This window comes from Nonomuraea sp. B5E05 (assembly GCF_039880665.1).
Taxonomy (GTDB): Bacteria; Actinomycetota; Actinomycetes; order Streptosporangiales; family Streptosporangiaceae; genus Nonomuraea.
In genome coordinates, this window is the sequence record NZ_JBDPMJ010000007.1 from 237,046 (window position 1) to 257,033 (window position 19,988).

The window sequence follows — 19,988 nt, forward strand, 5'->3', positions numbered from 1 at the left end:
CTCAGGACCCCGAGGGAAGGACACGGATCTTGTACGGCTCGGGCAGCACCTTGCCCCACCACTTGGCGTAGATGCGGTCGTAGGTGCCGTCCTCGGCCATGCCCATCAGTGCGGTGTTGACCTCGTCGCGGAGGGCGGCGTCGCCCTGGCGGAACCCCATGGCGAGCGGTCCCTGCGCGATCCCCGGGCTGACGATCTTGACCTGCTCGCCCGCCTTGTCGGCGGCCGACTTCAGGCCGGTGAGGATGCCGACCGTGGTGCTGACGGCGTCGGCGTCGCCGCGCAGCAGTGACTGCAGCGCCGTGGGCCAGGACTGGAAGCTGAGGATCTTCGCGCCCGGCGCCTTCTCCCGCAGCACGCTCTCCTCCGTCGAGCCCTGGACCAGCGCCACCGTCTTGCCATCGAGCTGGTCGACGCTGGAGATCTTGGAGTCGCCGCGCACCATCAGGCGCTGGTCGTCCTCGAAGTACGGCTCGGAGAAGTCGATCGCCTTGTCACGCGCCCGAGTCGCGATCATGGTCGCGGTGATCACGTCGATCTTCCCGCTGTCCAGGTTGGCCACCCGGTTCTTCGGGTTGACCTCGACGAACTTCGGCTTGACCTTCAGCCGCTTGGCGACCTCGGTGACGAGGTCGATCTCGAAGCCTTGCGGCTCGGTTTCGCCCTGCCCGATCGACCCGAACGGCGGGGTGTCGAACTTGACTCCGAACACGATCTCCCCGCGTTTCCTGATCTTCTCCATCGAGTTGACTCCGGTCCCGCCCTTGGTCCCTGCCACCGGGGACAGCCCCGCCCTCGGGCGGTCACCGCAGGCGGTGAGCAGGAGCAGCGCGAGCGCCAGGCACACGATCCCTTTCATCCGTACAGACACCTCTCTGTCAGATATGTGAGACCCGGCGCAGAAACTCCTGGGCCCTCTCGGTCGACGGGCTGGCGAAGAAGTCTTCGGGCGCGGCGCACTCCACGACCCGACCGCCGTCCATGAACACGACCCGGTCGGCCACCTTGCGCGCGAAACCCATCTCGTGCGTGACCACGACCATGGTCATCCCGCTGCCGGCCAGGTCGACCATGACCTCCAGGACCTCCTGGATCATCTCGGGGTCCAGGGCGCTGGTCGGCTCGTCGAACAGCATGATCGCGGGGTCCATGGCCAGCGCGCGGGCGATGGCCACCCGTTGCTGCTGCCCGCCGGAAAGCTGCGTGGGCAGGCTGTCGGCCTTCTCCGGTATCCCCACCCGTTCCAGCAGGTCCATCGCCCGGCGGCGGGCCACGTCCTTCGAGACCTTCTTCACCCTGACGGGGGCGAGCATGATGTTCTGCGCCACCGTCATGTGCGGGTAGAGGTTGAAGTGCTGGAAGACGAAGCCCACTCCGCTCCGCAGCTCGTTCAGGTTCGTGGCCTTGTTGTGCGGATCGCGGCCGTTGACCACGATCGTGCCGCCGGAGACGTCCTCCAGGGCGTTGATGCAGCGCAGCAGCGTGCTCTTGCCCGATCCCGACGGGCCGAGCAGAACCACCACCTCGCCCTCGGCGACCGACAGGTCGATGCCGTTCAGCACCTCAAGGTCGCCGTACGACTTCTGTACGCCGGTGAACTCAATGATCGGCATCCGGCTCAGGCCCTCCGCGCGTGTCGTGTCCGGTAGGTCCAGGCATGCCCCAGGTGAGCAGCCGCTCGACGATGGGGGCGGTCTCCTCGGTGAGGAAGCGGCCGGCCTCGTCCAGCAATCGATCCATATGGGCGCGCATCGCCTCCTCCGCCGTGTCCGCCCGGCCCGCGGCGATCGCGTCGGCGATCCGCTGGTGCTCGATCACCGTGACCTCGCCGGAACGGTGGGAGTCGAGCACGACGTCCAGGGCCGCCTCCAGGCGGTCGAGCGCCGGATCGAGGACGACGTCGAGCATGGCCTTCACGATCGGATTGCGGGTACACCTGGCCACCCGGCGATGGAAGGTCAGCGCGATGTCCCGCGGCACTCCCTGAACGTCGGCGAAATGCCTGCCGTGCCGCGCGACCAGCCCGGTGAGCGCCTGTGCCGCAGCGGCGTTGTCCTCGCAGAGCGCCGCTTCCCTGGCCGCCTCGGGCTCGACCGTCCGCCGCGCACGCAGCAGGTTGATCAGCCCTTCAGAGGTACGTACCTGCGTGCCCTCCAGGAACCGGGTCGCGGTGGTGCGCCCGCGCAGCACGGCGGCGACATGCTGGCGGCCGGACGAGGTGAGCAGCCGGCCCTTGGAGCCCGCGGCCACGGTGAGCCCGCGCCGGTCCAGCAGTCGCAGCCGCCGGGCGACCGTGGCCTCGCTGATCTCCAGGTCGGTGCCCAGTTTGAGCGCCTGCAGCACCTGCCGCGCGCCCAGCGGTTCCGGCGCTCCAGCGAGCACCTCGAGGATGGCGTCAGCCGAGCGTTCCTCCACCTTCACCACACCACTCCCACCGGCGGACCACCAAGAGCCCTAAATGTCCGTTACATCCCGTTTTGTGCCTCTTTGCCGTGTTGGTACATCAGTCAAATCTGACAGGCGTCCGTCATGGGTTACAGACATGGTGCATTTCGATAAAGAACGTGTTACGCAAGCGGCGAGTCGCCGAGTCGGACAGCGCCGAAGCACACCGCTCCTGGCGTTGCGATCGCCTTCCGCCCTTCCAGGCACCTGTACGACGACTCGGCTCCAGCCGGCAGAAGACGAGGTCTCCCGGGTAGCTATGGGTTTACCGGCACCACCATGACCCTGAAGGGGGGAGGCGTGATGGATCTGCAACTGCTGCCCCTGGCCATCACCATGATGGCGGGCCCTCAGATCATGTCGGCGATCATCCTCGTCACGCACAGGCAGGCGGTACGGATGTCACTGGCATACCTGGCAGGCGTCACGGTGGCCATGATCGTGGGCGTGGCGCTGACCCGCCACGTCGTCGCACTGCTCAGTGAGAGCATCTCGCTGGGCGACCCCGCCGACACCGGCTCGCTGGGCTCGGTCGTTCAGCTCGTTCTGGTCGGCCTTCTGATGGCCATGGCGGTCAAGAACTTCCGGACACGCGCGACGTCCGAAGCCCCCGCATGGCTCAGCACGCTCCTCGAAGCCGGACCCGGCCGAGCTTTCGTCGTCGGGCTGCTCCTGATCCTGCTGATGCCCACCGACATCGTGACCATGACCACCGTCAGCGTGCACCTCGAGCAGACCGGATCGCCACCTGCCGCAGCCATCCCCTTCATGCTGGCCACACTCGCCTTGGCCGCTCTGCCGCTCCTGGGCTACCTGCTTTTCCGGCGCCGGGCGGAGACGGTCATGCCGAAGATCCGGGACTGGATGAACTCCCGCGGCTGGTTGATCAACATCTGCGCGTGCCTGCTGTTCATCGTCCTCATTCTGACGTGAAAGCTCTCACGGGAGCGAGCACGCCAGCCGACCCGCCCAAGCGGCGAGACCCACCGTTCACCTCGCCAAGACCTTGGCCTTGGCGTGCTCGTACTCCTCCGCGGTGAGTTCACCATGGTTCTTGAGATCGGCCAGACGAGTGAGTTCGTCGGCCTGGCCGGTCGTCCGTCCCAGGCGGTGTTCGACGGCCTCGTAGTAGCGGGACTCGCGTCCGGCCCTCACCGCGAGCTCTCTCTCGCCCATCCCCTTGCCGCGAGCGATCAGGTAGACGAAGGCGCCCAGCAACGGCAGCACGATGACGAAGATCGACCAACCCGCCTTGCCCCAGCCACTCAGCCTGTCGTCGCGGAAGATGTCGATGATGATCTGGAAGAGCAGCATCAGCCACAGGACCCAGAGGAAGAACCACATCATCGTGAGGAAGATATTGAGCAACGGATAGTCATCCATTGACCCTCGCCCCTTCCAGCTAGCCTGCCTGGCGTTTCTGGATCCGTCACCGGAGAGCCATGGAATCGTCAGTTCTGCAGCCTCACCTATAGCCGCAGTCTACGAAAACCCTCCCACCGCGGGCAAATCGCCAATTAAGAAAACGCGCGAAATAGCATGAAATTTTAAGATGGATCACCTCGACTTTTCTCCGGCAGTCACAGGAGATTACTGCGGCCGCATCAGGTCGAGGTCCTCGCCCCATGCGTCCAGCACCGCGCCGTGCCCGGCGTGCCGGGCCGCCGCCTCGACCTGGGCGAAGAGGCGCCGCTGCAGACGTACGTCGCCCGTTGCCGAAATGCGGTCGACGGCGTCCAGCAACATGCCGGTGCCCCAGCCCGGCAGCGGATACCGGGCGAGTTCCCATGCCAGGTACTTGTTGTAGGGGCGGGGGCGGCGGTCCATGGCGAAGAGCAGCTCCAGCAGGAACCGGACGCTGTCGGCGGCGTCGAGGCGGGCGGCGAACGCGTGTCCGTCGCGGTCGTTCTTGACGGAGCGGTAGAGCGAGTTGGCGTAGGCGTCGAGCCATTCGCCGCAGTCGCGGAACGCTTCGTCGGCGCCGAGCCGCCCCTTGGCAGCCAGGATCCGGGCGATGCCTCCGTCGAGGCGGTCGAGCACGATCCTGGCGCGGGCGAGGGCGTAGCGCTCGAAGCCGGGCATGCCGACCGTACGGAACTCGGCGAGGGAGACGATGACGAGGTCGAGTTCGGGGGTGCGGTGGCCCGCGAACCGGGTGAGATCCGTTGTGGCGCCGTCGGCGAGGACGACGTACAGCCCCGTGGAAAATCCTTGGGCAGGCCATTGCCGCCAGGCCCGGCCGAGCGCGCCGAGCGGAATGCATCCACCTCGTGATCGTCCGTTACGATTTCGGTCGTCACGAATCACCGGCCGTATGAAACTTTCACCTGACCCCACGTCCATAATGGAGATGTCCACCTTCCCCACCTGGTCACGCGCCGCTTTCCGGAAAATCCACTGATACGAAAGCACCCGGCCGACGAATACCGGACGCGCGTTTCAGGGAGACACGACCAATGGCGACGTCACGGGGAGAATTCATGGGCGACCTCTTCGGCATGCTCAAAAACCGGGTCGACGACAACGCGAGGAGAGTGGTGGACGCCTGCGTCGGCGAGCTCGCCGGTTTCCAGACGATCGAGCCGAGAGCGCGGGCGTCGATGATGGAGTTCGCGGTCGTCGTACGGCAGCGGACGGCCGACCTGGCCGCCTCCGGCGAGCCGCTGCTGGAAAGCGACCTGGCCTTCATCGAGTCGGTCGGCGAGCAGCGCGGCCTGCAGGGCGTGGCTCCGGGCTGCCAGCGCGGCGCGCTCGCGCTGCACGCGGCCTTCACCATGCGGGAGATCTCCGAGGCGGCCGGGCCCGGCGACCTGACCGACACGATGCGCATGATCGACTGGCTGGCCCAGCAGGGCGCGGCGGCGCAGGCGGTCTACACCCGCGGCTACTTCCGGGGATATGAGCGCTTCCTGCCGACCGCCTCGCGCGTCCACCTGCTGGCCACCATGGTGCTGCACGACGACCCCATGGCCGGCGGGCTGGCCGGCAGCCTCGGGGTGCCGGTGGCCGAGCACTACCTGGTCACGGTGGTCCGGGTGGCCACGGCGCCGCCGAAGGAGTGCCGGGAGGAGGTCGTGCGCACCCTGCTGCAGCGGCACCGCGTGCCGTTCGGGTGGCAAGAACCGGACGAATTCGTGGCGCTCGTGCCGTACCACGGGACGCGGCCGGAGCACCGGGCAGCCGCGGAGAGGTCAGGACTGGCGCTGGCGCAGGCGGTCGCGGAGGGCGTGGGACGGCCGTGCTCCGTCGGCATCGCCCACGGGCGCCGCCGCGCGCTCGTCCAGGCGGCCGCGCTGGCGCGGAAGGTCAGCCGGGTGGCGCCGATCGAGCGGGTGCCGCGCCGGTCGTACGGGGTGGCCGACGTGTTCGCGGAGCTCGGCGCGATGGAGACGCCGCAGGTGGACCAGTGGTTACGGGAGACCGCGCAGCGGCTCGGCGACGGGCCGGAACTGGTGCCCACGCTGGACGCCTACTACCGCAACGACATGAACCGCCTGCGTACGGCCGAATCCCTGCACATCCACCCCCGCACCCTCGACTACCGGCTGCGGCGGGTGCGGGAACTGGTGGGGATCGAGCCGGGCTCCACGCACGGCGTACGGGTGCTGAGCACCACCGTCACGCGGATGCTGGCAGGGGCGTGGACCGAGCACGGCCTGGCCTGACCGCGCCTTTTGACACCAGTGACAACCCTCCCCCGGCCGCCGCGGCGCAGATTTGCGGAAAGTGACGATGACCGGCGCTCAACGCTTGGCGAAAGTAGCACTGACAAGGCTCGGCCGGCCGCCAGGAAACCCAGCGAGAGGTTCGATCACATGACTGTACATGCGAGAAGAACGCTCATCGGCGTGCTGGCCGCGATCGCGGCGCTGCTGTTGTCTGTCGCGCTGCACACGGGTTCGGCCGCCGCGGCGCCCGAACGCGGGTTCACCGACCAGTCGACCGAGCTTTCCGACGCCCCGGGCGCCCGGGCCGGCAAGGACGGCGTGGTGTCCCCGGCCGCCACCTACTCGTGCTCCCGCAGCGTCCCCATCCCGGCGTACTACGTCGACATCGACTGCTCGGTGTTCAGTGGGGCGATCAGGGTCGTGGTGATCTGCTCCGACGGTTACCAGTTCGCCAGCCCGATCATCTTCGCCGGCTACCGGTTCACCGGGCGCGGCACGTGCGGGCCGCCGTGGACCGTACGGACCACGAACGTCGAGCAGGTGTTCTGACCGGGACATCCGTCGCCTGAGCCACCCGGGACCGCCGGGTGGCTCTTTCATCCCCCCGGTGACGGTCAGCCTTCCGGGTAGAAGAGGAACAACGTGCAGCCCGTCACCGTCTGCGGCACGTGCGAGGAGCCCGCTGGGGCGTGGATGAAGGAGCCGGCCGGGTAGTCCCGGTCGCCGTCGTTGAAGACGCCGGAGACTACGAAGACCTCCTCGGGTCCGGGTTCGTGCACGTCGATCCCCTGCCAGCAGGTGTTGGCGTCCATCTCCAGCACACAGGCCTTCGCGCCGTTGTCCCCGGTCCACAACATCCGCGCCCGGATGCCCGGGAAGAGCTCGCGAACCGGGGCGTCCTGGACGGCGGCCCACACATAGGCAGAGGTGCTCTGTTCTGTCGTCATAGGCCCAGCCTGGCGGCCGGTCATGGCCCCCGCCGAGTGTCAGGAAAGACATCATGCGGTACTTTTGCGCCATGCATCGGGTGACGGCGCTGATCCGCCCTCCGCAGTCCGCTTTCGAGCTCGGCTGCGCCGCCCAGGTGTTCGGAATCGAGCGGCCAGGGCTCCCGATGCGCTACACCTTCAGCGTGTGCACCGAGCGTCCCGGCCCGGTCGCGACGCACGCCGGCTACGACATGCTCGTGACCGACGGGCTGGACGCGCTCGACCGTGCCGACACCGTGATCGTCCCGGGCTGGCTGCCCGCCGATGATCCGCCCACGCCCGCGGTCGTTCAGGCACTGCGCCGGGCGCACTCCCGCGGAACGCGAGTGGTCAGCATCTGCTCCGGCGCCTTCGCGCTGGCGTACGCCGGACTGCTGGACGGGCGGCGGGCGACCACGCACTGGGCGCTGGCGGACAAGCTCGCCGCGCGTTTCCCGGAGGTCCGGCTCGACCCGGATGTGCTGTACGTCGACCATGGCGACGTGGCGACCAGCGCAGGCGCCGGGGCCGGCATCGACCTGTGCATGCACCTGGTCCGCAACGACCAGGGCGCCTGGTATGCCGCGCACATCGCACGGACCATGGTCATGCCGCCGCACCGCGAGGGCGGGCAGTTGCAGTACGCGGCGCCGCCGCACCCCGTTCAGATCGACGGCACGCTCGCGCCGTTGCTGGAGTGGGTCGCCGGAAGGCTCGGCGAAGCGGTCACCATCGAGAGCATGGCCGCGCACGCGGGCCTGTCGGCGCGTACGCTCACCCGGCGGTTCGTCGACCAGCTCGGCACCAGCCCGGGGCAGTGGCTGCTCGCCCAGCGGATAGCGACCGCCCGGGGCCTGCTGGAGTCGTCCGACCTTCCGTTGGACGCCGTCGCCCGCCGCGTCGGTCTCTCCTCGGCCACCAACCTCCGAAGGCGCTTTCTCAACGCCCTGGGCACCACGCCCGGCGCCTATCGCCGGGCGTTCCGGGCCGAACCACGGTGACGCGGCGATCTCACTTGCTGCCGCCGGATTTCACGATGAGCCGTTGCGGGCCGTTGACGGTGTTGGCGCTGCCGCGTGTCGAATTGTTGGACCGGTAGGAATCGATCACGTTGGAGAAGTTGCCGCTGTTGACGGACCGACCCTTGCTCCAGTAGTTTCCCGTTTTCTTGGCATTTCCTCTGGGCCGGATATTTCCGGTCTCCGCCGCGAAGGACGAGGAATCCGCCATGAGCACCTGCTTGCCTGGAGAAGCCGGTGTGCCGGCCGCGAGCACCGCCAGCCCGCAACCGGCGATCATCAGTCCGGCCCCGCTCATCCTGTCCATCCTCCCGAAGGTCCGCGCGTGGTGCGTCATCGGCGCACCGAATGGGTCTGGGATCCGTTGGCCGCGTTTCCGCTGCTGGTCGCGTTGTTGCTGTCCGTGGAGCCGTTCCCGTTCGCGAAGTTGCCGCTGTTGATGGGATCGCCTTCATTGTGGTAATTCCCGCTGTTGGTAGAGTTGCCGCTGTTCTCAGCGCCGTTGACGCACTTCGTGGGCGAGTTGGACGAAGGAGAGTTGTAGGCGACCAGCCGATTTCCGCAGAAAAAGCTGGGGACCATGGTGATGACCGTGCCCAGGTCGGCGCCGGACAGCTGGGCAAGCTGGGAAGGAGGCCGCGGTTGTGCCACCGCGCTGACGGCGCCGGCCAGCACCACGCCGCAACCGGCCACCACGACCGCCGCCAGCCGCAACGCATTTCTCGCGAAAAGCCCCACTAACGCCTCCGGTTTCGGGTCAGGCACTTACCGTCGCCGCCGAGCGTAGGGTCACCCGCAAAACGCGGACAACGGCGTCGGCACCCTGGCGGAGTTTCCGTGAGAGCCGGCTACAGAAAATTTACCGGTGGAAAAGTCAGCCGGCCGTGACCATGGCTCGCGATGGGGAGACGCAGATCACATCACATCTCGCCGGACCACGTCGTCGATGCGGTGGAACCACGTGAACGGCAAGGAGGCCACCCATGGACGCCCGTTTCGACTACCACAACAACCCTGTCGCGGCGAAGTTCTCGAAGTACGTCTTCTCCGCGGGCAAGGTCGTGAAGGATTCTCCCCTGCCCGACGCGACGCAGGAACTGGTGGCGCTGCGCATCAGCCAGATCAACGGCTGCGGCTTCTGCGTCGACATGCACACCAAGGACGCCGCGCACCGCGGGGAGACCTCGGTGCGGCTCAACCTGGTCGCGGCGTGGCGGGAGGCGACGGTCTTCACCGACGCCGAGCGGGCCGCTCTGGAGCTGGCCGAGCAGGGCACCCGCGTCGCCGACGCGGCCGGCGGCGTCACCGACGAGGCCTGGGCGAACGCCGCCAAGCACTTCGACGAGGACCAGCTCGCCGCCCTGGTGTCCCTCATCGCCATCATGAACACCGTCAACCGCCTGAACGTCATCACCCAGCAGCCCGCCGGCGCCTACCAGCCCGGCCAGTGGGGATGATCACACCGGTCCGGCGTCGGCCGCGCCTGCCGCGAGCAGCCTCTCCGCCAGCTCGCGGCAGCGCCTGACGAGCTCCGGAGGCTCGAGCACCTCGAAGCCGTGCCCCAGCAGGAGCACGTGCATGAGCACGAGGTCGAGGTTGCCGCCGCCGCTGAGCACCTCGCACCGCCCGTCTCCACGCGGCCGCACCACGGCCGCCGACGGCGGGACCTGCGCGCGCACCGTGCCGGCCGGGGCGTGCACGAGGAAGCGCGCCTGGTGCGGGTAGACCCGGCTCGCCACGCTCTCCTGCACGTACGCCGCCGCGTCGGGCGCCGCGCGGGGGCGGAAGCGCCAGGTCCTCGCCGACACGCCGGCCATCCGGTCGACGCGGAAGCTGCGCCAGCCGTCGCGGTCGAGGTCGTAGGCGAGCAGGTACCAGCGACGGTCGGAGGCGACGAGGCGGTAGGGCTCGACCCGCCGCCGTCGCACCTCGTCGCCTGACGGGTAGTCGAAGCCGGCCTCGACCTCGTCGCGGCAGGCTCGGGCCAGTGTCATGAGCACCTCGGGGTCGACCGGCGTGCGGCCACCGCCGAACGACTCGACCGAGCCGGACAGGGCGCGGATCTCGTGCCGCAGCCGGGTGGGCAGCACCCGGTCGAGCTTGCTCAGCGCCCCCAGCGCGGCGTCGCCCGCGCCGGCGACCGCGCCGCCCGCGCCGGCCAGCAGCGAGACCGCGGTGGCGATGGCCTCCTGATCGTCGAGAAGGAGCGGCGGCAGGTCCTGCCCGCGGCCGAGGCGGTAGCCGCCGCCGACGCCCTGGGTGGCGTGCACCGGGTATCCGAGCGTGCGCAGCCGCTCGACGTCGCGGCGCACCGTGCGCGGCGTGACCCCCAGCCGCTCGGCGAGCTCGGGGCCGGTCCAGACCTGGCGCTGTTGCAGCAGCCCGAGCAGGGTGAGCACCCGCTCGGTCGTCCCCCGCTCGTCACCGTTCGCCACATCCATGTCGTCCAGCCTGCCAGATAGCGGACCGTTTCTGTCCGCTAGAGGGGTGACACTGACTCCATGGACGAACACGCACTCGACTGGAACCGCACGCTGCGCGAGCAGGCGGAGTGGCACTGGAACCATCACCTCAGGCCCCGGTTCGACGGCCTCACCGACGACGAATACCTCTGGTCCCCTGTGCCGGACGCCTGGAGCGTGCGGCCCCGCGGGACTTCGACGGCACCCGTGCAGGCCGGCGCCGGAAATTTCACGATCGACTACGCCTTTCCCGAGCCGTCCCCCTCACCTTTCACCACGATCGCCTGGCGACTCGGCCACGTCATCGTCGGCGTGCTCGCCATGCGCAACGCGGCGCACTTCGGCGCGCCGGCGGCGTCGTACGAGACCTGGGAGTACGCAGGCGACGCGGCCACCGCGCTCGACCAGCTCGAGACCCAGCTCGACGTCTGGCTGGCCGGGGTGCGGGGTCTCGGCGGGGACGGGCTCCTGGTGCCGGTCGGCGAGAAGGAGCCCTACCCCGACGCGCCCATGGCCGACCTGGTGCTGCACATCCACCGGGAGCTGATCCACCATCTGTCCGAGGTCTGCCTGCTGCGCGATCTCTACCAGCACACGCGGAACGCCCCGAACGGAGCCGCCCGATGAGCCGCGAGATCCAGGTCACCTTCGACGCCCACGATCCGAAGGCGCTGTCGACCTTCTGGCGTGACGTGCTGGGTTATGTCCACCCCGGCCCGCCCGGGGCCGACCTGCCCGAGGGCGCCGACCCGCTGGCCGCGTGGGACGACTTTCTCGAGCGCACCGGCGTGCCGGAGGACCAGCGCAACACGGCGTCGGCCGTCGAGGATCCGGACGGCCGGGGACCGCGGCTGTTCTTCCAGCAGGTGCCTGAGGACAAAGTGGCCAAGAACCGCGTCCACCTCGACGTCCGTGCGGCTCCCGGGCTGGAGGGAGACGAGCGGATGGCGGCGCTGGAGGCCGAGTGCGACCGGCTCGTCGCGTTGGGCGCGACGCGCGTGCGCCGCCACGAACCCGACCTGCCGATGAGCGCCGGCTTCATCGTGATGACCGACCCCGAGGGCAACGAGTTCTGTCTGGACTGACCCGCCCCCGCCGGAACGGGGGGGGACGGCGCGTCAGGTGAAAAGGGTCAGGCCGAGCAGGCCCTCCAGGCGGCTCAGCTGCGGCTGAGCGTTGCAGATGACGGCTGAGCCGCCGGAGGCGAAGGACTGCAGGGCCCGGACGGCCGACACGTCGGCGAAGGAGACCCCGCTGAGGTCGATGATCAGGTGATCGTCGATGTAGCGGGCCTTGTTCAGCGTGCGCAGGACCTCTCCGCTGTTGCTGAGGTCGATCTCCCCGATGAGGCGGACCACGGAGGGCCCGGCGTTGACGGTGCAGGTGACCTGCAGGATGCGGTCCATGTACAACAGGTGCTCCGGCGTGGGCGGAGGCGCCGACAAGACCATGTCGCCCTCATCGGCGCACGAGGTGTCGACGATGGCGTTATGGTCTCGGCGCACCTGCGAAGCCGCGTTCGTCGGGCGACGCGATCCAGAAGCCGGTCGCGGCTTGACGGTGTGCATCGTCGTGTGCGACATCGCATCCCCCCTGATCATCATGGGCTTCGAGCCTGGGCGGGCTGGACGCCTCAACGGTAAACTAGTGAGGACGATACCGGAATAGCTTTTCTGCATTCAAATTTCGTGCAACGAGGTGCAGAGCCAGCGTATGCTGCTGGTCAGCTCAACGCCGGGAAGGAGTCGCACAGGGATGGACAACGAGGGCGCACGTCGCGCAGCGTGGACGTTCCTGACCAACCATGCCCGGGTGCTCCTGGCGATCGCCGCCGACCCTCAGGTGCGGGTCCGCGACATCGCCGCATCCATCGGCATCACCGAGCGCGCGGCCCAGAGCATCGTCTCCGACCTGGAGGAATCCGGCTACATCCAGCGCAACAGGGTCGGCCGCCGCAACCACTACCAGATCTTGCCCGGCCTGAGCTTCCGCCACCACACCGAGGCCGACATGCCCGTGCAGGTGCTGATCGACATCTTCACCCACCGCGATCTGCCCGATGGCAGCACCCCCGCGCGCAAGGAGCAGAGCCAGGCCTGTTAGCCGCTGGACACGGCCGACGCCGATCTGTCACCATTCATCCATGATCGTGAGAAAGGACGACGCCACCCGCATCCGGTGAGCGTCCACGCGCAGCGGGAAGCTGCCGCAATCCGCGAAGCATGGCAGGGCCGGGCGTTGTCGACGCGGCCCGCCGACCGTCCGGCCGCAGAGGCCGCCATCACGGGGCTCTACCGCCTGATCGGCCTGCCCCCACCCCGTTTCCACTGGGTCTCCTCGCCCGCCAAGGCCCTGGCGACCGTGCCGCCGGGGACCCGCGCCTGGGAGAGCATCGACCGCCTGGCCGAGTGGCCCGTGCCCAGACGGCTGTCCACGCTGGCGAGCACGCTGCGCCACGAGCTCGACGCGCGGGCCAGACCGCGCCTGCAGCCGCTCGACCGGCTCATCCGCCGTACGACGTTCTTCCCGCTCCAGCGGTCCGTCACCAGCACCCTCGTCCCGGCGCTCAACGCGGCGCACGAGTCGCCGGTGCTCCGGCGCTTCTGGTACGACACGCTGTACGTCTCCTGGATCGCCGAGTACGACGCGCTGCGCCGTGCCGCCGGCGCGGTCTTCACCGGCGAGCAACGACGCCACCTCGGCCTGTGGACCGCCGCGACCACGTTGTGCGGCTGGTGGTGGCCCAGGGAGGACACGTGCGTGGTCTCCGAGCGTCCCGTCGCCCTGCACACCGAGGTGTGCGGCGAGAACGGCGAGGTCCGGCCACACCGCGCGGACGGCCCGGCCGTGCGGTACGCGGACGGCTGGGACCTGCACGCCTGGCACGGCATGCCCGTACCCGCCTGGGTGATCACGGATCCGAGCGTGCGGCGGATCGCGGACGAGCCGAACGTCGAGGTCAGGCGGTGCGCGATCGAGCACATGGGGTGGGCCGCGTACGTCGACCAGGCCGGGCTACGGCTCGTCTCCACCGCGCCCGACCCCGGCAATCCCGGTAACGAACTGCGGCTCTACGACATGCGAGGGGGAACGAGGGTGCTCCTCGCCGTCAACGGATCCGTCGAACGCGACGGCCACCGGCGCCGCTACGGGCTCACCGTGCCGGCCTTCGACGACCCGATCGCCGCCGCCGGCTGGACCTACGGGCTGTCCGCCGAGCACTACTCCCTGCTCCAGCGCAGAACCTGAGGTGATGACCATGAACGTGACTCTTGCATCCCTGACCCGGCGGACCGGGCTCACCGTGCTCGACCACCTCGAGCAGTCGGTCCGCATCCCCGTCGTCGACGGCCTCCAGGCCCAAGGCGACCTCATCGTCATCCCGCTCGCGATGGTGGCCGGCTCGGTCAGGGCCCGGCCCGGCGCCGAGTGGGAACCCGTGCCGTCGGCGGGCGCCGAGCTGCTGCGCGGCGAGGCAGGCGGCAACCCGCACACGCTCGTCGCCGACCCCGGCACGTGCCTGTGGACGGACCAGGTGCTGGACTCCGACCGGCTGGCGATCGGCATGTTCCAGGCGCGGGCCACCGTCTACCTGCTGCACCCCGAGCATGGAGGCACGGGGTGCGCGCCCGGCACGTACGTGGTGCGGCGGCAGCGCGAGCGCGAAGGCCCCAGGATGCGCCTCGTCGCCGACTGACTCCGCGCTCAGGCGCGCAGCCCGTGAACCTCCGCGAGGAGCTCGGCCGAGCGCATCCAGGCCTTCCTGTCGACCGCGGAGAACGCGACGATCAGCTCGTCGGCCTGGGCGTGCTCGGCGAAACGGGTGACGTACGCCTCGACCTCGGCCGGGTTGCCGACGGCGGAGTATTTGGCCATCTGCACGATCTGCTGCCCGGCCGGCGACTCCAGGATCATGTCGGCCTCCTCCTGCGTGAACGTGCGCCCCCGGCCGAGGAACCGGGTCACCCTGAGCCGCTTGGAGGCCAGGAACTGCTCCTCGGCCTCCTCCGTCGTCTCGGCGGCGATCACGTTGAGCGCCGCGATGACGTGCGGCCGGTCGAGCTGCGCGGACGGCTTGAAGTCGCGCCGGTAGACGGCCACGGCCTCCTCCAGCGCGTTGGGCGCGAAGTGCGAGGCGAACGCGTACGGCAGGCCGAGCGCCGCCGCGAGCTGGGCGCCGAACAGGGAGGAGCCGAGGATGTAGAGCGGCACGTCGGTGCCCTTGCCGGGCGTGGCCTCGACGCCGGGGATGCGGGACTCGCCCGTCAGGTAGCCCTGGAGTTCGAGCACGTCCTGCGGGAACGAGTCGGCCGAGGCGGGGCTGCGGCGCAGGGCCCGAAAGGTCTGCTGGTCGCTGCCCGGCGCCCGGCCGAGGCCGAGGTCGATGCGCCCGGGGTGGAGGGTCTCCAGGGTGCCGTACTGCTCGGCGATGGTCAGCGGCGCGTGGTTGGGGAGCATGACGCCGCCCGCGCCGAGGCGGATGGTGCTGGTGTGCGCGGCGACGTGGGCGATCAGCACGCTGGTCGCCGAGGAGGCGATGCTCGGCATGTTGTGGTGCTCGGCGTACCAGATGCGCTGGTAGCCGAGCTCTTCCGCGCGCTGGGCGAGCGCCACGCTCGCGGTGAAGCTGTCGCGCGCCGTCTCGCCCTCGCCGATGTGCGCAAGATCAAGAATGGACAGCGGCAGAGCCATGGGTACGCGCCTTTCGAGGAGTGCGGATGGCTCTGTGCAACATCGTGCGGGGCGCGGATATTTCGCCGGGCCCGGTGGGCCCGGCGAATGATCAGGAGGTGGTGCAGGTGAGGGTGGACGGCGTGCCGTTCTGACCGCTGTGAGAGGCGAGGAAGCCGAACGTGGTGCTGCCGCCCGCCGCCACGGAGCCGTTCCAGCCGAGGTTGGTGACGGAGACGGAGCCGCCGCCGCCGGACAGCGTGCCGTTCCAGAGCTGCGAGATCGTCTGCCCGTTGGGGAACGTCCAGCCGACCTGCCAGCCGCCGATCGGGGACGAGCCCGTGTTCGTGACGGTGACCTCGCCCTGGAAACCGCCCTGCCACTCGCTCGTCACCTTGTACGTCGCCGTGCACCCGCCGGGGCCTGCCGTAGGCGTCACGGTGGGGGTCACGGTCGGCGTGACCGTAGGGCTGACCGTGGGCGAGGGCGCGGCCATGGCCAGGTCGTACGCCCGCTGCGGCACGAACTGCCCGGCGGTCGCGATGCACCCGTCGGCCTCGCCGGGCGGCTTGACCCACAGGAAGGCGGCGATCGCCGCGTCACCCGTCTCGGTGGTGCTCCAGATGCCCGTCGCGCGTCCGGGCGGGTCGCACCACTCGCTGCCGGAAGGGCCGTTGCCGTTGCGGCTGGTGTCGATGACCGCCTTCAGCCCGGACGCGCCGGTCGCCGCGATCACGTTCTTCGCGTACGACACCAGGCCGGGCGTGGAGCGGTAGTTGGAGGTGTTGACCGCGATGCCGTCGGCGCTGCCGGCCACGTCGGCGCCGTTCAGCCTGCCGGCGGCCTCCGAAGGGGACAGCCAGGCGTCGTGCCCGATGTCGAAGTAGACCTTGGCCTGCGACGACGCGGCCTTGAACTTCTTGCCCGCGTACGCCATGGAGGCCTGGACCTGGGCCTGCTCGGAGTTGTTCATGCAGTTGGACATGATCGCCAGCGCGTCGGGCTCCAGCACGATGGTGGCCGGCCGGCCGCCGAGCCCAGCGGCGATCTGGTCGATCCAGCCCCGGTAGGCGGAGTGGTCGGGGGCGCCGCCCGCGCTGGGGCCGCCGCAGTCGCGGTTCGGCATGGCGTACACGACCATGATGGGGTTCTTGCCCGCCGCCGCTGCCGCGCCGACGTACGCGTCGACCTGGCCGCGCACGGTCGAGGGGTTGTAGGTGGCGAACCACCTGCCCTGCGGCACGGCGGCGATCCGGTCCCTGATCACGGGGGTACGGCTGTCGCCCGGGTTCTCGGCCACCCATTCGGCGGCGTTCGTCTGGGGATCCACGTAGAAAGCGGAGTCGGCGGCCCTGGCTGTGGACGAGGAGAGGACGACCGCCCCCGCGGCGACCGTGGCGGCCGCGGCGAGGAGCACCCCCAACAGGGGCTTCCTGCGAGACATGGGTTTTACTCCGTCCGTCATGTGGGAGCGCTCCCACCGGCACACCGGATGGTAGGTAGCCATCACCGCCCGCACCAAGACATCGGATCGATCGCCACGCCATCACCCCAGGCCAGAGCGCCTCGGGAGCTGAAACTTTCAACCGGCCAGGCACGCCTCGAAGACCGCGGTGAGGCGGTCGACGTCGGCCGGCGTGGGCTCCTGCGGGCCGAGGCGGCGGCGGGTGGCGCCGATGCCGAGGAAGACCGAGGTGGCCATGCGGGCCCTGACCTGCGCGTCGGGGCCGTCGAGTCGCTCGGCGATGGGATTGAGCACGGCGGTGATGAGGCGCTCACGGGCCACGGCCCGCACCTCGGGGTGGGCCGCGGAACGTTCGAGCGCCCGCAGGATCGGGCTGTCCGGCGGTCGCCGCATGCGCTCGGCGGCGTATTCGGCCAGCTTGCGCGGCAGGGCCTCCGCGTCCCCCTCGAACAACGTGTTGAGCGTCGGCTCGCCCTGCAGGACAGCGTGGAAGAGCCCGGCCTTGGAGCCGAAATAGCGGCCCACCAGGGCGACGTTGGCCTCGGCCGCCGCGGCGATCATGCGGACGGTCACCGTCTCGTAGCCCTGCTCGCCGAACAGGGTGCGGGCCGCCTGCAGGATGCGCTCGCGCGTGGCCTCGCGGTCGCGCGGCCTGGCTCCCGCCTCCGTTGCCTGGGCGTCCATACCAGAACTCTAGTCGGCGGCGCGCGAGCGGCGGCCCACTTGCCGCGCGGCTAGTAAACGGGCGTATACTCCACTGGGTCACGACTGTTTCAGGGGGGATGTGGTGTCTTGGTAGCCCAGGCACATACCGCGCCCCCCACGAAGCGGCAGTACACCCACCGCGAAATCCTCGAGATCATGTCCGGGCTGATGCTCGCGATGCTCACGTCGATGATCTCGACTTCCGTGGTGGGCACCGCGCTGCCGACGATCGTGGGGGAACTCGGCGGCCAGGATCAGTACTCATGGGTCGCGAGCGCGACCATGCTGACGATGACGGTCTCCACGCCGTTGTGGGGCAAGCTGTCCGACCTGTTCGGGCGCAAGCTGCTCTTCCAGACCGCTCTGGGGTTGTTCGTCGCCGCGTCGGTCATCGCCGGGATGGCGCAGGACATGGGGCAGCTCATCGCGGCGCGGGCCGTGCAAGGGCTGGGCGTCGGCGGCCTGTCGGCGCTGTCCCAGGTGATCCTCGGTGACATCGTCTCGCCCCGCGAGCGCGGCCGCTACTCCGGCTACATGGGAGCGGTCTTCGGGATCTCCACGGTCGCGGGCCCGCTGCTCGGCGGGTTCATCGTGGACGCCGACTGGCTGGGCTGGCGCTGGTGCTTCTACGTCGTCGTGCCGTTCGCCATCGTGTCCTTCCTGGTGATCCAGAAGGTGCTGAGACTTCCGGTCGTCAAGCGGGAGACCTCGGTCGACATCTGGGGCGCGACGACCATCACCGCCAGCGCGAGCGCGCTCATGCTGCTGCTGACGCTCGGCGGCAACGAATTCGCGTGGAACTCGGTGTGGACCTACTTCCTCGCCGCGATCGCCCTGCTCATGCTGGCGCTCGCCGTGTTGTCCGAGCGGACCGCGCGCGACCCGATCCTCCCGCCGCGCTTGTTCCGCAACCGTACGTTCGTGCTCACCAGCCTCGCCTCGCTGTTCGTCGGCGTGGCGATGTTCGGCGCGATGATCTACCTGCCGCAGTACCTGCAGATCGTCAAGGGCCTCAGCCCGACGGACTCGGGTCTGATGACGCTGCCCATGGTGGCGGCGCTGTTCGTGTCCGGCGTGATCTCCGGGAAGGTCGTCACCCGGACCGGCCGGTGGAAGCTCTTCCCGGTCGCGGGCCTGCTGGTGGTGGCCGCCGGGCTGCTCCTGCTGTCCAGACTGCACGTCGACTCCAGCGAGTGGCTCATCGGGTTCGACGTCGCGGTGCTGGGCACCGGGCTCGGCCTGTCCATGCAGATGCTCATCCTGGCCGCCCAGAACGGCTCGGAGCCGCGTGACATGGCCTCCACCACGTCGGGTGTGTCGTTCTTCCGTTCGCTGGGCGGCGCCGTCGGCGTGGCCGCGTTCGGCGCGATCCTGACCAACCGGCTCAAGGACGAGATGGCCGAGATGCTCAGGGCCGCGAACATCGTGCTGCCCGGCGGCTCCGACGTCAAGCTCGGCAGCCCTGACGCCATCCAGCGGCTGCCCGAGCCGATCAAGCACATCGTGCTGGAGTCGTTCACGCGCGGCCTGGAGACCGTGTTCATGGTGGGCGTGCCCATCGCCCTGCTCGGGTTCGTGGCCACGATCTTCCTCAAGGAGCTGCCGCTGCGCGGGTCGGCCATGGCGGCGCCGCCCGAGCCCAAGCCGCTCAGCAAGGACGACCTGGTGCTGGCCGGGCTGCTGCTGGAGCTCGTGGCCCAGCGCATCGAGCGGACGAACGGCGAGCGCTCCGCGCTGCTCACCGCGGTCGCGAGGATGGCGCCGCCGGACGGCCGCTCCGAGCGGGAGCGGGCCAGGTCGGTCGCCCAGGACGTGTTGCGGCCCACCTCGCGAGCTCTGATCGCGCAGGCCGCGCCACCGGAGAAAGACCTTGTCACGAGAGGAATCTCGCAATGATTCGCAAGTTTGTCGGCGCCGTCACAGCCGCCCTGGCCACCCTGGCCGGGTTGTGGCTGATGATCGCGCCTTTCGCCCTCGGCACCCAGCCGGAGGCCGGCGACTGGACGGACGCCACCCGCTCCGAGTTCTTCACCGGCCTCGGCGTGGCCGTCGTGGGCCTGGCGGGCGCGATCGCGTTCGCGCTGGCCATCCACGCGGACCTGGTGGCGCGCGGCCTGGTGGAGGTCAAGCAGCGCGCCCCCGAGCCGGCGCCCGAGCCGGTGCCGGCGCCCGCGCCGCAGGCGTCGTCCGCGGAACTGGCCACCCTGCTCGCCCCGCTCGTCGAGGCGCTGCGCGAGGACCTGAACAACACGCCTCGCCCGAACGGCAAGGGTTCCCTGGTCGGAGTGGAGGAGAACCGGTGAAGGCCAAGCTGGGCGTATCCGCCCTCGTCCTGTTGTTCCTCGGCGGCCTGTGGCTCGTCGCGGCCCCGTTCGTCGTCGGCTACCAGCCCCGCGGCGCGGCCTACGCGGACGCGACCGTCAACGACCTGTGGCTCGGCGGCTCGATCGCCGCGCTCGCGTTCGTGTCCCTCGTGTTCTACGCGGCCGACGCGCTGCGCGAGCTCACCCGCCGCGGCAAGCACGCCGACACCTGACGAGAGACCAGCCGTGTTCGGCAGTGGCACGGACCCTCACGGGGAGCCG

Annotated in this window: 26 protein-coding genes; 13 read left to right on the forward strand and 13 right to left on the reverse strand. The window is 69.6% G+C overall.

Annotation, left to right across the window (positions count from 1 at the left end; translation table 11 throughout):
* Nucleotide 1: 1 nt before the first annotated feature.
* Genes ABGB01_RS15850 through ABGB01_RS15860 form a run of 3 tightly spaced genes read right to left on the reverse strand, consistent with a single transcriptional unit; the run spans nucleotide 2 to nucleotide 2,424 of the window.
* A complete protein-coding gene (locus tag ABGB01_RS15850; protein ID WP_347774050.1) occupies nucleotides 2-859 on the reverse strand; it encodes a transporter substrate-binding domain-containing protein in 858 nt (285 codons plus the stop codon).
* Nucleotides 860-878: 19 nt separating this feature from the next.
* Complete coding sequence (locus tag ABGB01_RS15855; protein WP_347774210.1) at nucleotides 879-1,607, reverse strand: amino acid ABC transporter ATP-binding protein; 729 nt, start codon at nucleotides 1,605-1,607, stop codon at nucleotides 879-881.
* On the reverse strand, nucleotides 1,600-2,424 hold the full coding sequence (locus tag ABGB01_RS15860; protein ID WP_347774052.1) for an FCD domain-containing protein: 825 nt from the start codon (nucleotides 2,422-2,424) through the stop codon (nucleotides 1,600-1,602). Before ABGB01_RS15860 ends, ABGB01_RS15855 begins: the two co-directional genes overlap by 8 nt.
* A gap of 324 nt (nucleotides 2,425-2,748) precedes the next feature.
* On the opposite strand from ABGB01_RS15860, the gene ABGB01_RS15865 reads away from it, so the two are divergent.
* Nucleotides 2,749-3,378: a GAP family protein gene (locus tag ABGB01_RS15865; RefSeq protein WP_347774053.1), complete on the forward strand. Its 630-nt coding sequence runs from the start codon at nucleotides 2,749-2,751 to the stop codon at nucleotides 3,376-3,378.
* 57 nt (nucleotides 3,379-3,435) lie between these two features.
* Here the strand turns inward: ABGB01_RS15865 and ABGB01_RS15870 are convergent, their stop codons facing one another.
* Both ABGB01_RS15870 and ABGB01_RS15875 read right to left on the reverse strand, forming a co-directional pair.
* Nucleotides 3,436-3,828: an SHOCT domain-containing protein gene (locus tag ABGB01_RS15870; protein WP_347774054.1), complete on the reverse strand. Its 393-nt coding sequence runs from the start codon at nucleotides 3,826-3,828 to the stop codon at nucleotides 3,436-3,438.
* A 207-nt stretch (nucleotides 3,829-4,035) separates the two neighbouring features.
* Nucleotides 4,036-4,752: a hypothetical protein gene (locus ABGB01_RS15875; protein ID WP_347774055.1), complete on the reverse strand. Its 717-nt coding sequence runs from the start codon at nucleotides 4,750-4,752 to the stop codon at nucleotides 4,036-4,038.
* A gap of 173 nt (nucleotides 4,753-4,925) precedes the next feature.
* Between ABGB01_RS15875 and ABGB01_RS15880 the strand changes: the two genes are divergently transcribed.
* On the forward strand, nucleotides 4,926-6,110 hold the full coding sequence (locus tag ABGB01_RS15880) for a helix-turn-helix domain-containing protein (protein WP_347774056.1): 1,185 nt from the start codon (nucleotides 4,926-4,928) through the stop codon (nucleotides 6,108-6,110).
* Nucleotides 6,111-6,260: 150 nt separating this feature from the next.
* On the forward strand, nucleotides 6,261-6,662 hold the full coding sequence (locus tag ABGB01_RS15885; RefSeq protein WP_347617544.1) for a hypothetical protein: 402 nt from the start codon (nucleotides 6,261-6,263) through the stop codon (nucleotides 6,660-6,662).
* A 65-nt stretch (nucleotides 6,663-6,727) separates the two neighbouring features.
* Here ABGB01_RS15885 and ABGB01_RS15890 read toward each other — a convergent pair whose 3' ends face one another.
* Nucleotides 6,728-7,060, reverse strand: coding sequence for a cupin domain-containing protein (locus ABGB01_RS15890; RefSeq protein ID WP_347774057.1), 333 nt, complete (start codon nucleotides 7,058-7,060; stop codon nucleotides 6,728-6,730).
* Between the two features lie 71 nt (nucleotides 7,061-7,131).
* On the opposite strand from ABGB01_RS15890, the gene ABGB01_RS15895 reads away from it, so the two are divergent.
* Complete coding sequence (locus tag ABGB01_RS15895; protein WP_347774059.1) at nucleotides 7,132-8,082, forward strand: helix-turn-helix domain-containing protein; 951 nt, start codon at nucleotides 7,132-7,134, stop codon at nucleotides 8,080-8,082.
* Between the two features lie 10 nt (nucleotides 8,083-8,092).
* Here the strand turns inward: ABGB01_RS15895 and ABGB01_RS15900 are convergent, their stop codons facing one another.
* Complete coding sequence (locus ABGB01_RS15900; protein ID WP_347774061.1) at nucleotides 8,093-8,407, reverse strand: hypothetical protein; 315 nt, start codon at nucleotides 8,405-8,407, stop codon at nucleotides 8,093-8,095.
* A 26-nt stretch (nucleotides 8,408-8,433) separates the two neighbouring features.
* Nucleotides 8,434-8,838, reverse strand: a complete 405-nt coding sequence (locus ABGB01_RS15905; protein ID WP_347774063.1) for a hypothetical protein — start codon at nucleotides 8,836-8,838, stop codon at nucleotides 8,434-8,436.
* A gap of 245 nt (nucleotides 8,839-9,083) precedes the next feature.
* Here ABGB01_RS15905 and ABGB01_RS15910 point away from each other — a divergent pair, with 245 nt between their 5' ends.
* The gene (locus ABGB01_RS15910; RefSeq protein ID WP_347774064.1) at nucleotides 9,084-9,557 is read left to right on the forward strand and encodes a carboxymuconolactone decarboxylase family protein; all 474 of its coding nucleotides are present in this window, start codon (nucleotides 9,084-9,086) and stop codon (nucleotides 9,555-9,557) included.
* On the opposite strand, the gene ABGB01_RS15915 is transcribed toward ABGB01_RS15910, so the two are convergent.
* Nucleotides 9,558-10,541 carry a YafY family protein gene (locus tag ABGB01_RS15915; protein ID WP_347774066.1) on the reverse strand — a complete coding sequence of 328 codons (984 nt, stop codon included), beginning with the start codon at nucleotides 10,539-10,541 and terminating at the stop codon, nucleotides 9,558-9,560. It abuts the gene before it with no gap.
* 60 nt (nucleotides 10,542-10,601) lie between these two features.
* On the opposite strand from ABGB01_RS15915, the gene ABGB01_RS15920 reads away from it, so the two are divergent.
* Both ABGB01_RS15920 and ABGB01_RS15925 read left to right on the forward strand, forming a co-directional pair.
* Nucleotides 10,602-11,189, forward strand: coding sequence for a DinB family protein (locus ABGB01_RS15920; RefSeq protein WP_347774068.1), 588 nt, complete (start codon nucleotides 10,602-10,604; stop codon nucleotides 11,187-11,189).
* Nucleotides 11,186-11,647, forward strand: a complete 462-nt coding sequence (locus ABGB01_RS15925; RefSeq protein WP_347774070.1) for a VOC family protein — start codon at nucleotides 11,186-11,188, stop codon at nucleotides 11,645-11,647. Before ABGB01_RS15920 ends, ABGB01_RS15925 begins: the two co-directional genes overlap by 4 nt.
* Nucleotides 11,648-11,680: 33 nt before the next feature.
* Here the strand turns inward: ABGB01_RS15925 and ABGB01_RS15930 are convergent, their stop codons facing one another.
* On the reverse strand, nucleotides 11,681-12,067 hold the full coding sequence (locus ABGB01_RS15930) for an STAS domain-containing protein (protein WP_347774072.1): 387 nt from the start codon (nucleotides 12,065-12,067) through the stop codon (nucleotides 11,681-11,683).
* 250 nt (nucleotides 12,068-12,317) lie between these two features.
* Here ABGB01_RS15930 and ABGB01_RS15935 point away from each other — a divergent pair, with 250 nt between their 5' ends.
* The 3 genes from ABGB01_RS15935 to ABGB01_RS15945 all read left to right on the forward strand — a co-directional run bounded on the left by ABGB01_RS15935 (nucleotide 12,318) and on the right by ABGB01_RS15945 (nucleotide 14,259).
* On the forward strand, nucleotides 12,318-12,665 hold the full coding sequence (locus tag ABGB01_RS15935; protein WP_347774074.1) for a MarR family transcriptional regulator: 348 nt from the start codon (nucleotides 12,318-12,320) through the stop codon (nucleotides 12,663-12,665).
* Nucleotides 12,666-12,740: 75 nt separating this feature from the next.
* On the forward strand, nucleotides 12,741-13,811 hold the full coding sequence (locus ABGB01_RS15940; RefSeq protein WP_347774075.1) for a DUF6745 domain-containing protein: 1,071 nt from the start codon (nucleotides 12,741-12,743) through the stop codon (nucleotides 13,809-13,811).
* 10 nt (nucleotides 13,812-13,821) lie between these two features.
* Entirely contained in the window at nucleotides 13,822-14,259 is a 438-nt protein-coding gene (locus ABGB01_RS15945; protein WP_347774076.1) for a hypothetical protein, read from the forward strand.
* A gap of 8 nt (nucleotides 14,260-14,267) precedes the next feature.
* Here ABGB01_RS15945 and ABGB01_RS15950 read toward each other — a convergent pair whose 3' ends face one another.
* From ABGB01_RS15950 to ABGB01_RS15960, 3 genes are all read right to left on the reverse strand, one after another.
* Nucleotides 14,268-15,254, reverse strand: coding sequence for an LLM class flavin-dependent oxidoreductase (locus ABGB01_RS15950; protein WP_347774077.1), 987 nt, complete (start codon nucleotides 15,252-15,254; stop codon nucleotides 14,268-14,270).
* Nucleotides 15,255-15,345: 91 nt separating this feature from the next.
* Entirely contained in the window at nucleotides 15,346-16,677 is a 1,332-nt protein-coding gene (locus ABGB01_RS15955; RefSeq protein ID WP_347774078.1) for a glycoside hydrolase family 6 protein, read from the reverse strand.
* A 138-nt stretch (nucleotides 16,678-16,815) separates the two neighbouring features.
* On the reverse strand, nucleotides 16,816-17,382 hold the full coding sequence (locus tag ABGB01_RS15960) for a TetR family transcriptional regulator (RefSeq protein WP_347774080.1): 567 nt from the start codon (nucleotides 17,380-17,382) through the stop codon (nucleotides 16,816-16,818).
* Nucleotides 17,383-17,490: 108 nt separating this feature from the next.
* Here ABGB01_RS15960 and ABGB01_RS15965 point away from each other — a divergent pair, with 108 nt between their 5' ends.
* Genes ABGB01_RS15965 through ABGB01_RS15975 form a run of 3 tightly spaced genes read left to right on the forward strand, consistent with a single transcriptional unit; the run spans nucleotide 17,491 to nucleotide 19,939 of the window.
* Nucleotides 17,491-19,299 (forward strand): MDR family MFS transporter, encoded by a 1,809-nt coding sequence (locus ABGB01_RS15965; protein WP_347774081.1) that lies wholly within the window; start codon nucleotides 17,491-17,493, stop codon nucleotides 19,297-19,299.
* Nucleotides 19,296-19,706: a hypothetical protein gene (locus ABGB01_RS15970; RefSeq protein ID WP_347774082.1), complete on the forward strand. Its 411-nt coding sequence runs from the start codon at nucleotides 19,296-19,298 to the stop codon at nucleotides 19,704-19,706. The genes ABGB01_RS15965 and ABGB01_RS15970 overlap by 4 nt, the downstream gene beginning before the upstream one ends.
* A complete protein-coding gene (locus ABGB01_RS15975; protein WP_347774083.1) occupies nucleotides 19,703-19,939 on the forward strand; it encodes a hypothetical protein in 237 nt (78 codons plus the stop codon). The genes ABGB01_RS15970 and ABGB01_RS15975 overlap by 4 nt, the downstream gene beginning before the upstream one ends.
* The last annotated feature ends 49 nt before the right edge of the window (nucleotides 19,940-19,988 follow it).

What these genes read in the sequence shown, in the direction of transcription:
- ABGB01_RS15850 (WP_347774050.1), bottom strand. Translation starts at nt 859, where the DNA reads ATGAAAGGGATCGTGTGCCTGGCGCTCGCGCTGCTCCTGCTCACCGCC.
- ABGB01_RS15865 (WP_347774053.1), top strand. Translation starts at nt 2,749, where the DNA reads ATGGATCTGCAACTGCTGCCCCTGGCCATCACCATGATGGCGGGCCCT.
- ABGB01_RS15870 (WP_347774054.1), bottom strand. Translation starts at nt 3,828, where the DNA reads ATGGATGACTATCCGTTGCTCAATATCTTCCTCACGATGATGTGGTTC.
- ABGB01_RS15880 (WP_347774056.1), top strand. Translation starts at nt 4,926, where the DNA reads ATGGGCGACCTCTTCGGCATGCTCAAAAACCGGGTCGACGACAACGCG.
- ABGB01_RS15885 (WP_347617544.1), top strand. Translation starts at nt 6,261, where the DNA reads ATGACTGTACATGCGAGAAGAACGCTCATCGGCGTGCTGGCCGCGATC.
- ABGB01_RS15890 (WP_347774057.1), bottom strand. Translation starts at nt 7,060, where the DNA reads ATGACGACAGAACAGAGCACCTCTGCCTATGTGTGGGCCGCCGTCCAG.
- ABGB01_RS15895 (WP_347774059.1), top strand. Translation starts at nt 7,132, where the DNA reads ATGCATCGGGTGACGGCGCTGATCCGCCCTCCGCAGTCCGCTTTCGAG.
- ABGB01_RS15900 (WP_347774061.1), bottom strand. Translation starts at nt 8,407, where the DNA reads ATGGACAGGATGAGCGGGGCCGGACTGATGATCGCCGGTTGCGGGCTG.
- ABGB01_RS15910 (WP_347774064.1), top strand. Translation starts at nt 9,084, where the DNA reads ATGGACGCCCGTTTCGACTACCACAACAACCCTGTCGCGGCGAAGTTC.
- ABGB01_RS15915 (WP_347774066.1), bottom strand. Translation starts at nt 10,541, where the DNA reads ATGGATGTGGCGAACGGTGACGAGCGGGGGACGACCGAGCGGGTGCTC.
- ABGB01_RS15920 (WP_347774068.1), top strand. Translation starts at nt 10,602, where the DNA reads ATGGACGAACACGCACTCGACTGGAACCGCACGCTGCGCGAGCAGGCG.
- ABGB01_RS15925 (WP_347774070.1), top strand. Translation starts at nt 11,186, where the DNA reads ATGAGCCGCGAGATCCAGGTCACCTTCGACGCCCACGATCCGAAGGCG.
- ABGB01_RS15935 (WP_347774074.1), top strand. Translation starts at nt 12,318, where the DNA reads ATGGACAACGAGGGCGCACGTCGCGCAGCGTGGACGTTCCTGACCAAC.
- ABGB01_RS15945 (WP_347774076.1), top strand. Translation starts at nt 13,822, where the DNA reads ATGAACGTGACTCTTGCATCCCTGACCCGGCGGACCGGGCTCACCGTG.
- ABGB01_RS15950 (WP_347774077.1), bottom strand. Translation starts at nt 15,254, where the DNA reads ATGGCTCTGCCGCTGTCCATTCTTGATCTTGCGCACATCGGCGAGGGC.
- ABGB01_RS15955 (WP_347774078.1), bottom strand. Translation starts at nt 16,677, where the DNA reads ATGTCTCGCAGGAAGCCCCTGTTGGGGGTGCTCCTCGCCGCGGCCGCC.
- ABGB01_RS15960 (WP_347774080.1), bottom strand. Translation starts at nt 17,382, where the DNA reads ATGGACGCCCAGGCAACGGAGGCGGGAGCCAGGCCGCGCGACCGCGAG.
- ABGB01_RS15970 (WP_347774082.1), top strand. Translation starts at nt 19,296, where the DNA reads ATGATTCGCAAGTTTGTCGGCGCCGTCACAGCCGCCCTGGCCACCCTG.